The following is a 12142-nucleotide window of genomic DNA, read 5'->3' as shown; positions in this document are numbered from 1 at the left end:
CTGAAAGGTGATAACTGAAAGTGGATAGCTTTTTAATTCTTAATTTTCATCTTTCATCTTTCATCTTTCACCTTTCACCTTTCAGTTACCACTACTCAATTACGGGTTACTGTTTTTTCACTTTAATTTTTTTTGTAAAAAGTTTTGATATTTTTTTAAGGTTGGTTTGATAGGATAAAATTGCTAGACTAGCTAGTCATCGATAAATACTGTTGGGACTATAAAGGGATAGTTACCGCCTTAAAGGCCCTCTTGACCTAACTTAAATACCAAACTATAATTACCCATTATGTTTAAAAGAAAAGCTAAAATAGATACCTCGCACATTAAGGTAAAGCTTAAGCCCAAATTTGGCTTACAACCGCAGGAATACGTTTTGTACATCTTTTATGTGGTGGCAGGTCTATTGGCTTTTGCTTTATTGTTATTGCCGGGCCTTATTAACTATGGTAGCCGGGTAACTATTACCAGCATACCGGCCGGTGCCAGCGTTTATGCAGGGGATAGATTATTAGGTGCTACTCCCGTAACGGCCTTTGTGCCGGCCGGCGATTATAACTTAGTTATTGTAAAAGATGGCTTTAATACCATTGAGCAACCGCTACAAGTAAGGGGGCGTGCCTTTGCTACTTTAATTTTACCGCGCCGTATAAACCAAAACTATCAGTTAGCCATTACCAATGTCAACGACTTGCTGGCTACCAGCTTTGCCGAAGCTTCATTATGGGTGCTAACGCCTAACTGGGCCGACTTTCCGCGCCGGCCGGTTTTGTTGGAGACGGTGCGCGATTTAGTAGAGGTTTGGCCTACTTTAACTCCTTTTGAGCAACATTTGGTAGAACACTGGGCTTTGGATATGTGGGCCTTAATAGAAAGTGAGGCCAGCCTAAACGAAGTGCGTATGGTACGTAATATGCTAACTAATTTACTGCCCAACTTAGGTGATGGGGCGCGTGATAGCTTTAACGATATTTTAAGAATATTAGCCCGAGAAAATTTGGCTGACGGCAACATTCAATTGAATAGCGGTAGTTTAAGCCCAATAACTGTTAATGGCTTTAATTTTAACCATAGTGCCGGCGGCAGTTATGTTATGGGCAATAGCGTGGCCTTTGGGCGCGGCTTAAACGAATATTATCCGCATTTAGTAAATTTGCCGGGTTTTTATTTTATGGCTAACCTTATAACGGAATGGCAATTTGTTAATTTTTTACAAGCCACCAATACCACCGACAATGCCCCTTACAACCGCAGTGCGGTAGCCGATAATAGTGCTGCTTATCTAACCTACGAACAAGCTATGGCCTTTGCCGGTTGGTTAAATGCTAGTTTGCCGGCCGATTTAAACGGTTATGAAGTAAGGTTAATTAATGAAGCCGAGTGGGAATTTTTGGCTAGGCAGGGCCGCCTTAACATTACCGCTTACGAATGGACCAACGATAGCTATTTTATTTACCGCTATTTAATTTTTGCCGGCGAAGCTAATTTGCCGATATATTTTAAAGGGCAGGAGATAGTCGTGCGCGGCTATCATCCGGCGATTAACGAAGTTATGCCTATTAATATGCGCGGCAGCCAAAATGCAGCGCTGGCTTCGCCTTATTTAGGCTTTAGGCTGGTGATAGCGCCGGCATCGGGTTACCGGCATTAAAATTGAGTAAAAATATGGCTAAGAATAAAGAGAACCAAGATAATTTTATTGCTAAAAACCGCAAAGCTTACTTTAACTACGAAGTGCTTAACGAGCTGGAGTGCGGCATCGAGTTAAAAGGCACAGAGGTTAAAAGCGTACGCGCCCATCGCCTCAATTTTGTCGATAGCTACTGCGAGGTAAAAAACGGCGAGCTTTACCTATTAAAGCTTAATATTTCGCCGTACGATTTTGGTAATATCTTTAACCATGCCGCCGAACGGCCGCGCCGTCTTTTGGCCCATAAAAAAGAAATAATTAAACTAGAGCGGCAAATACGCGAAAAAGGCATTACTTTAATACCACTAGCTTTTTACTTTAAAAACCAAAAAGTTAAGGTTAAAATAGGACTATGCCGAGGTAAAAAACTTTACGACAAACGTGAGAGTATTAAACAAAAAGATTTAGTGCGCGAAGGGGATAGAAAGCTTAAATATAGCTAATAACTAAATGAGGGCTATAATACACCCTAGCCAAAATGGCCGTTACTTAGTATAATAGTAATCAATCTAGCTAACTTATTTTAAATACCCTTGCTAGTTTTTTAAAATATGACGATAATAAAAAGCAGAAGCTGCCTTAAGGAGATATTTTACTAATGGCCACCACAAAACTAAACCAATATTTAACCTTTAAACTAGAAGAAAACGAATGCGCTATCGAGGTAGAAAATGTAAAAGAGGTACTAGAATACCGCCCTATTACTCCTATCCCACGTACAGCCGAGTATATGCGCGGTATTATTAATTTGCGCGGCAGCGGTATACCCATTGTAGATTTACATATTAAATTTAGATTAAACCCATTATCTATTAGTAAAAATACGGCTATTATAGTGATGGAAGCCGTTACCGCCGACAAAAAAAGTATTGTTTTTGGGGCATTGGCCGATAGTGTGCAAGAGGTTATCGAGTTTGATGAAGAAGTACTGGAAACTATCCCACGTTTTGGTAACCGCATTCCGGCCGATTTTTTAAAGGGTATCGGTAAAAAAGAGAGCGAGTTTATCGCTGTTTTAGATATTGATAAAATCTTTAGTGCCGAAGAAGTACGTACTCTCGAAAGCACTATGCGTAATAACTCCAACTTAACCCCCGATGAATAGTTTAATTACTTTTAACAAGGTAAGTTTTAGCCACCTTGCCTCAGCCGGTGAAGGCGAGGTTGAAGAAATTACTATTTTTAATAACCTTACGTTTGCTCTACCCAGTGGGGTGGTAGCTTTAGTGGGACCTAACGGTGTAGGTAAGAGCACCTTTATGTTGTTAGCTGCCGGCCGCTTAAACCCTGATGTTGGCGAAGTTATTTTGCTAGGAAAAGATACCAAAGTTACCGAAGATGAAGAGCTAAATCATCTTTGCAGCGTTATTTACCAAAATACCGAGTTTGATGACGATAGGCCGGTGGCCGAGTTATTAAATTTTGTGCATAGTATCGGTCATCAAAAGAATAATACCAAATTATTGACCGAAGTTATCAAAGTTTGTGAGCTTGAGCTTTTACAAAACCGCCGGCTTAATACTTTAAGCAAAGGTGAGCAGCAAAGAGTAAATTTGGCTTTTTGTTTACTTTATGGCAGCCCTATCAATATGTTAGATGAAGCCTTTTTTGCTTTGGAGAGCTATCAAAAAGAGGCTATTTTAGTTTATATTGGTGAATACAGCCTAAAATATGACAAAACTTTTTACCTTTGTTTACACGAAATTGATTTATGCCGTAAACATGCTACTAAGGCCATTTTATTTAACCCTAATGGTGATAATTTACAACTGATACAGGGTGAAACAAACGAAGTTTTAAGCGATAAAAACCTTGAAGAAGCTTATAATACTCCTATGGCCACCCTTTACCAACGCGAAAATTTAAGCCGCGAAAGGCTGCTTTTGTATAACACAGTTACTCAATAAATATTAAGATGATATTATGGATAAAAAGGCATGATTGGTGCTATGCAGGGTTTTGGCGGGGAGAAGACAAATATAATAAAGAGGCGGTAGATAAATATTTTGGCAAGTACCTATTCCTCTAAACTTAATGGCTTACCTTATCTACAGGCCCTTCGCTTTAAAAAGCAATTAACTAAACTAAAAGAAGGCGATGAAGGTTATGCCGACCTCATCACCCAGCTTGATGAGGCTGTAGAACAAGCTAAAACCCATTGGCAAAACAGGCCAAAGCAACTTAATTACCCCGACTTACCTATCATTAATTACAAAGACAAAATTGTTGCTGCTATTAAAAACAATCATAGTTTAGTGGTAGCCGCCGAAACCGGCAGCGGTAAAAGCACGCAACTGGCCAAATTTTGCCTAGAAGCTGGGCTGGGTAAACGCGGTAAAATTGCAATGGTACAGCCGCGCCGTTTGGGGGCAATGACTATTGCCGGCCGTATCGCCAGTGAACTGGGTGAAGAGCTGGGCCAAAGTGTGGGTTACAAAATTAGATTTGATGATAAAAGTAGCGGCCAAAATTTTATCGAACTGCTTACCGATGGTATGCTGTTAGCCCAGCTGCAGCGTGATAAATTATTATTAGCCTACGAAGTAATTATTGTTGACGAAGCTCACGAACGTTCGCTTAATATCGATTTACTTTTGGGTTTGCTCAAACTTATTCAGACCAAGCGGCCTAGCCTTAAAGTTATTATTAGCAGCGCTACCTTAGATACGCAAAAATTTGCCGATTTTTTTAATTGCCCTATCATTGAGGCCGAAGGCCGTAACTACCCGGTAACTTTGTATTACCGCCCCTTTAATGATGGCGAACTTAGCGAGCAAATAATAATTATTGTGGGCGAAATTTTAGAGCAATCTAGCTATGGCGATATTTTAGTTTTTTTACCTACCGAAGAAGAGATTAACAACTTACTCGATTTATTGACTAAGCTTAAAAGTAAACAAGCTTTGCTAGCTTTGCCGCTGTACGCCCGCTTAGGAGCCAGCGAGCAGCGTAAAATTTTTGATAAATTTAATGGCCGTAAAGTTATCGCCAGTACCAATATTGCCGAAACCACTTTAACCATTCCCGGTGTTAAATATGTTATTGATAGCGGCTTAGCCCGGATTAGCCAATATAATAGCGTCAATCGTATTCAAAATTTACCTATCGTAGCCATTAGCAAAGCCAGCGCTAACCAACGTATGGGCCGAGCCGGCCGTACTGAAGCCGGCGAATGTTACCGCCTGTACAGTGAAGAAGATTTTTTAGCTCGGCAGGATTTTACTCTGCCCGAAATTCAGCGGGCTAACTTAAGCGAAACTGTTTTGCGTATGTTAGCTTTAGGCATTACAGAGGTAGAGGGTTTTCCTTTTGTGGATAGCCCTAAATTAAGTTATTTTAACGAGGCCTTTAAAACCCTTTTTGAGCTGGGGGCGATAACCAGTCTTAAAAAACCTTTAATTTTAAGCAAGCTGGGGCGTTTTATGGCCCAAATACCTATCGACCCGCGTTTAAGCCGCATCTTGCTGGAAGCTAATAACGAAGGAGTGCTGGACGAAGCTTTAACCATTGTAGCGGCCTTATCGATGCAAGACCAGCGTGAGCGCGGCGAAAATAAAGCTTTGGCCGATAGTAAACATAAAATTTTTAGCCATAAAGCCAGCGATTTTATTTTTTACCTTAAATTGTATGAAACCGCTATGGCCGAAAAGAGAAAATCTAAAAAAAATTTTAAAAATTTTTGTTTAACCAATTTTTTAAGTTATAACCGCACTAAAGATTGGTTGGCTTTACGCGAGCAGCTGGCTAATATGCTTAATGAAAAAAAATTCTTTGATACTAAAGTAAAAGCGGCCGCTATTAACCTAACCACCGCTGCGGCCGAAACTATCGGCCCGGCCGACCCTGCTTATGCCGGCCTGCATAGGGCTTTGCTTAGTGGCTTTATTAGTCAATTTGCTTTTATTAAATCCACCGAAAAACCTAACCATACCGCTAAAGCTAAAAAAATATATAAAAATAACACTTATAATTTAGCCGGTAATCAAGAGATGGTCATCTTTCCGGCCAGCAGCCTTTACAACGAAGAATGGCCGGCCGTTTTTAGCGCTTTGTTGCAGCGTACCAGCAAACTTTACAGCCGTACCGCTGCGGCTTTTGATGTAGCTTGGTTGCCGTCTTTAGCCGGCCACCTCATTACTAAACGCGCCGAAGCCCCTTTTTTTAGTCTTAAAGCCCTAGAGGTGCTGTGTACCGAAAAAAGCCAGCTTTATGGCCTAACCATCGCCAGTCGGCAGGTGGCTTACAGTAATTACAATCCGGCAGAGGCTACCGGTATATTTGTTAAAGATTTTTTACTTAACGACGAAGTAAATAACCTAGCTAATTTACTTTTTTTGGTGGCCAACCAGCAGTTACGGGTTAATTTGGCTGCCGTCCAAGATAAACTTAGGCGGTTAGATATTGTGGCCGGCGATGAGGCTATTGCGGCTTTTTATTTAGCTAAGTTAAATGGAGTGGCTAGTTTAGCCCAGTTAAATAAATTTATCGAAAATAACGGCGATAACAGCCTTTATTTAACGGAAGCCGATTTATTACTTAAAGATGTTAATGATTATTTAGCCGATTACCCCGATGAACTTACTTTGACTAATACGCCTAAGGGCAGCAGCCATAATTTAGCGGTAAGTTATAACTTTAATTTAGGGCAAAATGACGATGGTTATAGCCTACAGTTAAATAGCGAGGAAATTAGGCAAATTGACGGCAGGACCGGCCTAGCCGGCCCTAAAGGTTATTTAGGGGAGCGGATAGAGGCTATTATCCGGGCCTTACCTAAAGACAAACGTGTGCGTTTGCAGCCTACCCGTGCTACCAGCCAAGATTTAGCCGCTAAAATTAATATAAATAACGATTTATTTGATGAACTAACTCACCAGTTAATCACCCATTATTCGCTGCAGATAGACCGTACCATTTGGCAAGAAGCCGAAACAAAGATACAGCCACGTCTGCGGCCGCGTTACATTTTATTAAATGATGATGGCACAGAGGCTGCCGCCAGCCGTAACTTAAACGATTTAAAACAAGTTAAAGCTACAGGTATTTCGCCTAAGCTTATCGCAGCTAGTTTAGCTAAAAAACAGCTGGAGCAAATTAATCTTACCGTGCTTCCTAACGAGGGAATACCTTTAAGTGTACCCATTTATGATAAACACCATAAAGATAAAGTTATCGGTAAAGCTTATCCGGCTCTTTTTTACCACAACGAACAGGTAGATATTAAATTATATTCTACTTTACACGAGGCCGAACTAAACCACCCCATTGCTGTAAAAGCTTTATTGCAAAAAATTTACCGCAAAGAGTTTTTAGCTATTAAAAATGATATTACCTTTACCGGTGAGGCTTTGCTATATTTGGGTAAAAATTTTAAAGATGACTGGCTGGCCGGTTTTTGGCAGCGACATTTGTACCTTAATAGCCGTACAGTTGAAGAATGGCAAGAGTTGGCTTCGTCAAATTTTATAAAAAATTTATGGCAGCTGGCCGAGCAAGAGCAGGCGGTAAGCCGGCCGGCTTTAAACGAATATATAAAACTTCGTCAATTATTAGCTAGCTTTAAGCAGCGTCACAATCACTTAAAAGGACTTTATATAACGATAGAAGAAGAGATGGATAATCTTTTTGCTCCGGCCGCTTGGCTTAATTTTAATCATTCTTTTATCCTTAGGTTAGCTGTCTTTACTAAAGCTTTAATTACTAGGCTAGAAAGGGCTACTCTTAATCCATTAAAAGACCACGAAAAAAATTTGGCTTTAGCCACTATTAGCGAAAAAGTTATAAGCCATAATTCAGCCGAGCTAACTTATTTACAGCAGCTTAACCGGCAGCAAGCTTATTATTTACTTGCCGAACTAAAAGTTAAAACTTTTACCGAAAATTTACAGTTAAAAGGGCTAAAATGCGGGGCAGAAGAGATTGAGCGGGTATTAAGTGAGCAGTAAACAAATTTTTTAAAATTAAGATAGCACTAAAGCGGGCTTTGTTTGTAATTATAGATTGTTGGTTTTTAGGCAGGTTAGCTTGCACCTTTAACAATAAGCATAAATCAACCTGCTTGTCTAAATTTGGCTTATAGCATACACTATCCATCAAGGAGCTGCCGGTGTTTTTTGATAAAGATATTTTAACCCACGCCTTAACAACCTTAAGTACCAATAACGAAATTACCCAAAACGATGTAGACTCCTTTAATAACAGGGCCGAATTTGCCGGCTTTGATGGTAAAGTAGTTACCATCTTGGCTAACTCGCCATATTACCGTGATAGGTTATCGGATAAATTAAAAAAGAAACTGGAACGTATTTTAAGTGAGTTTGAAGGTATTAATATTGTTATTAATTTTGAGGTAAACCAAGAAAAACAGCGGCAAGAAATTATCGTTCCTGCTGGTGATGAGCAACCGCCCGTTAAAAAATCCGGCAAACCTAAAGCTTTACCTAAAGGTTTATTGCCCGAAAATAACTTTGATACCTTTGTGGCCGGTGAGAATAGTGAATTTGCCTTTGGGGTAGCCAAAAAAATTGCCGAAAAACCTAATGATAAAACTCACAATCCTTGTTTTATTTATGGCGGGGTAGGATTGGGTAAAACTCATTTACTGCAGGCCATTGGTAACCAAATTTATCATAACCAAAACGATGCCAAAATTATTTATATTACCGGCCGCGAAATTTATGAAGATATTTCTAAATGGTTACTTAACCCCGACCATAAAAAAAATAATGTTAGGCAAAAATATACCGAAGCCGATGTATTGCTTATAGACGATGTGCATGTGCTGGAGGGCAAAACGGCCACACAAGATATGCTTTACCATGTTTTTGATGAGCTGCAAGGGCAAGCTAAACCCATTGTTTTTACCAGCGATCGTGCCATTACCGAGTTAAAAAAAATTACCCCTCGCCTTTTAAGCCGCTTTGGTTTTGGTATTATGGTAGATTTACAACCACCCAACTTTGAAACTAAAGTAGCCATCATTAATAAAAAATTGCAGCTGCAAGAACGCAGCCTAAGCAGCGAGGTTATCGAGTTTATTGCCACCAATGTAAAAACTAACGTGCGTGATTTAGAATCTACCATTAAAACTCTTTTGGCTTATAACGATATAACCGGTAAAAATATTACTACCGAAATTGCCCGTAATCAACTAAAAGCGGTGCTGCAAAATAGCAGTGCGCAAGGCGATAACACCATTACCATCGACCTTGTGCAAAAAGTAGTTAGCAGCTACTTTAATATTACCCCCGGCGACCTTAAAAGCAAAGGCAAACGTAAATCGATAGTTTACCCGCGTCAATTGGCTATGTATATTATCCGCGAAATAACCGAATACTCTACCAGCGAAATTGGCCGCGAATTTGGCGGGCGTGAGCACGCCACCGTGCTGCACGCCTGCGAAAAAATAGAAAAACTTAAAGTTAGCCTGCCCGAGACAGGGCGTACCATTCAAAGCCTGATACGCGCCGTGCACGAAGCTAATAGCGGACTGTAGGCCAGCAGCAGTCTTTGTGAGATAAACTGCTTTAACTTAAACAGAGCAGATATAATAACCATTAAACGGTTTATTTATTCACAGATGACTTTACCTTAGCAACCATTATACCAAAAATAACGGTAATAATTAAAGCAATAAAGATGAGAGAAGTTGCGGTAGTACTAATCATTATAATTTGTATGGCTCTTATATCTTGCGTGATGATTGCCTCATCTAATACCAGCATAATGGTATAAGGCGGTAAGCCGTTAAGCGGTACCGGCTCTATAATCATTCGGCTGGTTAATCCGGTGGTAGCGCTTATACTTATAAAGGAGGCGGAATGCCTCCTCTCAATCACCTGCCTGACAAAATCGCTATGTACCGGCGGGATTACGTCCCATATCAACCTGCCCATATTAGTTTGGGCAGGCGTATAAACAAGGGCCCCCGTATTATCTATAATATTAATAAAGCCATAACCCATAATACCTGTAAGGTAAATTTGCTCGGCCCAGTTTATAAGGCTTTCTGGGCCTGCGGCTTCAGTTTCTAGGTGAAGCTCCATTTCTGCGGCTAGCAGCTGGGCCGTTACACCAAGCTCTCGGTCGATTTGAGTGTTCATCGCCTGCGAAATAAATCCACTTAATACTACCATAGTTATGATAAAGATAGAGCTTACTAAAATAAAGAGAATCCCAGCCATTAGAATAAGGCCGGTTTTTTTAAATTCCATACAATAATTCCTTAATTTTTAGGTTCCGGCACATTAAATGTTAGATGCAGTTCTTTAAGCTGCTGCTCTTCGATAGGTGCAGGAGCTTCTTCCAGCATTGCAATACCTTGTGTGTTTTTAGGAAAGGCTATTACCTCACGGATATTTTCTACACCGGTTAAAAGCATAACTAAACGGTCTAGGCCAATGGCAAACCCACCATGCGGCGGAGCGCCGTATTTAAAGCTTTCTAGTAAAAAGCCAAAACGTTCTTCGGCTAGCTCGGTTGGGTAGCCTACAATATCAAAAACACGCTGCTGCAAAGCCGGGTCGTAAATACGCAGCGAACCGCTGGCGAGTTCGTAACCATTAAGGACGAGGTCGTATAGTTGGCCAATTACCGCCGCCGGGTCGGTCTCGAGTTTATCGATATACTCGGCTTTAGGCATACTAAACATGTGGTGCATAGCTTGCCATTTGCCTAAATCTTCATCGTACTCAAAAAGGGGAAAGTCGGTAATCCAGCAAAAAGCAAAGTCGTTTGGTTTATACAAATTAAGTTCTTTAGCAACCGTTTGCCTAATAATCCCTAAGCTGGCGCATACTTTTGTCCAGTTGCCGGCCGCTATTAAAATAACATCACCTTTTTGCAGACCAAATTCTTCGAGATTGGGCAACAAATTACTAAAAAATTTAGCGGCACCACCTTCTAAACCTTCGTTGGTATATTTAAGCCAAGCTAAACCGCCAAGCCCATATTTTTTGGCAATATCTTCTAGGTTACCGGCTTTTTTACGGCTAAATCCTTCGGCATAATTTTTAACGATAAGTGCCTTAACGGCCCCATTTTTTTGTCCTAAGGAGGTGGCTAGGGCTTCAAAACTACTTTGAGCCGCTAAGGCGCTAAAATCTATTAACTTTAAGCCGTAACGCAGATCGGGTTTATCACTGCCATAGGTATTCATAGCTTCGTAATAAGTTAAATGTGTAAAAGGGGTAGCTAAAGTTATATTCATAATTTTATGAAAGAGGTGGCTAATTAATTTTTCTCCTACGTTAAAAATATCTTCCTGCTCTACAAAACTCATTTCTACGTCAATTTGTGTAAACTCGGGCTGGCGGTCGCCGCGCGGGTCTTCATCACGAAAACAGCGGGCTATCTGAAAATATTTTTCCATACCACCCACCATTAAAATTTGCTTGTAAAGCTGCGGGCTCTGCGGTAAAGCAAAAAAAGTGTGCGGATAAATACGGCTGGGCACCACATAGTCGCGTGCCCCTTCAGGGGTGCTTTTAATTAAGATAGGGGTTTCTATCTCGTAAAAGCCTTCGTTGTTAAAAAATTCGCGCACAGCAAAAACTGTTTGATGGCGTACCTTTATGCGCTGCTGCATAGCCCCGCTGCGTAAATCTAAAAAGCGGTATTTTAAGCGTAAATCTTCTTTCGCTTGGCTTTCGCCGTCTTCTATCACAAAAGGCGGTACCAAACTCTGCGTAAAAATATGAATAGATTCTACCGCTATTTCAATATCACCGCGCTCTTGTTCGGCATTAATATTTTCGGCGGTGCGCTCCCTTACTTTGCCGTTTACGGCGATGCAATATTCGTTCTTTAGGCTTTTGGCTAGGGCCATGAGCCGCTCAGTTGCTGTATCGTCTACCACACACTGAATAAGGCCGCTGCGGTCGCGCACATTAATAAATAAAAAGGCCCCGTAGTTGCGTAAACGGTGTACATGGCCGTTAATGGTTACCTGTTGGCCGCTAAGGTTACGATTGATTTGATTAATACGATGACTTCGTTTAGCTTTCATAAAGTTATTGTAACTTTAAATAACGATTTTGACTAGTAGTAATTACGGTAAGACAACCATTCTTTTATAGATGGTAAATATTTATTTGGATTACTTTAGTGACAGAAAAGCATAAACATTTAGTATCTATAAAAGCCTAGCTAGAACCGCCAAACCAACCTTAAAAAATATCAAAAAATTTTCCAAAATATTTTCTCAAGTGAAGAAATAGTAACCCGTAATTGAGTAGTGGTAACTGAAAGGTGAAAGATGAAAGATGAAAATTAAGAATTAAAAAGCTATCCACTTTCAATTTTCACCTTTCAGTTATCAATTATTTACATTTAAGGAGTAAAAAATGTTAGATAAAACAGGGTTATTTAACCCCCTAGAATCCGCAGCCCATAAACTATGCCGCTTAATGCAGACCGTAGAGAAAAAAGTTCATAAAGAACTTAACGTTATGT

The 12142-nt window shown here is 40.3% G+C and carries 8 protein-coding genes; 6 read left to right on the top strand and 2 right to left on the bottom strand.

The annotated features are described in order from the left end of the window. Positions 1 to 289 precede the first annotated feature (289 nt). The 6 genes from FWE37_07295 to dnaA all read left to right on the top strand — a co-directional run bounded on the left by FWE37_07295 (position 290) and on the right by dnaA (position 9185). Positions 290 to 1651: an SUMF1/EgtB/PvdO family nonheme iron enzyme gene (locus FWE37_07295; GenBank protein ID MCL2520786.1), complete on the top strand. Its 1362-nt coding sequence runs from the start codon at positions 290 to 292 to the stop codon at positions 1649 to 1651. Between the two features lie 14 nt (positions 1652 to 1665). Beyond that, positions 1666 to 2133, top strand: a complete 468-nt coding sequence (gene smpB / locus FWE37_07290; GenBank protein MCL2520785.1) for an SsrA-binding protein SmpB — start codon at positions 1666 to 1668, stop codon at positions 2131 to 2133. Between the two features lie 155 nt (positions 2134 to 2288). Next, positions 2289 to 2795, top strand: coding sequence for a chemotaxis protein CheW (locus tag FWE37_07285; GenBank protein ID MCL2520784.1), 507 nt, complete (start codon positions 2289 to 2291; stop codon positions 2793 to 2795). Continuing rightward, positions 2788 to 3597, top strand: coding sequence for an ABC transporter ATP-binding protein (locus FWE37_07280; protein ID MCL2520783.1), 810 nt, complete (start codon positions 2788 to 2790; stop codon positions 3595 to 3597). Before FWE37_07285 ends, FWE37_07280 begins: the two co-directional genes overlap by 8 nt. Positions 3598 to 3696: 99 nt before the next feature. Further along, positions 3697 to 7635 (top strand): ATP-dependent RNA helicase HrpA, encoded by a 3939-nt coding sequence (hrpA, locus tag FWE37_07275; GenBank protein ID MCL2520782.1) that lies wholly within the window; start codon positions 3697 to 3699, stop codon positions 7633 to 7635. Between the two features lie 161 nt (positions 7636 to 7796). After that, positions 7797 to 9185: a chromosomal replication initiator protein DnaA gene (gene dnaA, locus FWE37_07270; protein MCL2520781.1), complete on the top strand. Its 1389-nt coding sequence runs from the start codon at positions 7797 to 7799 to the stop codon at positions 9183 to 9185. 70 nt (positions 9186 to 9255) lie between these two features. Here dnaA and FWE37_07265 read toward each other — a convergent pair whose 3' ends face one another. Both FWE37_07265 and aspS read right to left on the bottom strand, forming a co-directional pair. Continuing rightward, complete coding sequence (locus FWE37_07265; protein ID MCL2520780.1) at positions 9256 to 9903, bottom strand: hypothetical protein; 648 nt, start codon at positions 9901 to 9903, stop codon at positions 9256 to 9258. Positions 9904 to 9914: 11 nt separating this feature from the next. Next, the gene (aspS, locus tag FWE37_07260) at positions 9915 to 11696 is read right to left on the bottom strand and encodes an aspartate--tRNA ligase (GenBank protein ID MCL2520779.1); all 1782 of its coding nucleotides are present in this window, start codon (positions 11694 to 11696) and stop codon (positions 9915 to 9917) included. Positions 11697 to 12142: the final 446 nt, after the last annotated feature.

Source organism: Spirochaetaceae bacterium, from assembly GCA_009784515.1.
Lineage (GTDB): Bacteria > Spirochaetota > Spirochaetia > WRBN01 > WRBN01 > WRBN01.
The sequence above is the reverse complement of the archived record's forward strand: the minus strand, read 5'-3'. Positions and strand labels throughout refer to the sequence as shown.

Bases quoted from the DNA above. Each gene is read 5' to 3' on its own strand.
- FWE37_07295 (MCL2520786.1), top strand. From the start codon at position 290: ATGTTTAAAAGAAAAGCTAAAATAGATACCTCGCACATTAAGGTAAAG.
- smpB (MCL2520785.1), top strand. From the start codon at position 1,666: ATGGCTAAGAATAAAGAGAACCAAGATAATTTTATTGCTAAAAACCGC.
- FWE37_07285 (MCL2520784.1), top strand. From the start codon at position 2,289: ATGGCCACCACAAAACTAAACCAATATTTAACCTTTAAACTAGAAGAA.
- FWE37_07280 (MCL2520783.1), top strand. From the start codon at position 2,788: ATGAATAGTTTAATTACTTTTAACAAGGTAAGTTTTAGCCACCTTGCC.
- FWE37_07265 (MCL2520780.1), bottom strand. From the start codon at position 9,903: ATGGAATTTAAAAAAACCGGCCTTATTCTAATGGCTGGGATTCTCTTT.
- aspS (MCL2520779.1), bottom strand. From the start codon at position 11,696: ATGAAAGCTAAACGAAGTCATCGTATTAATCAAATCAATCGTAACCTT.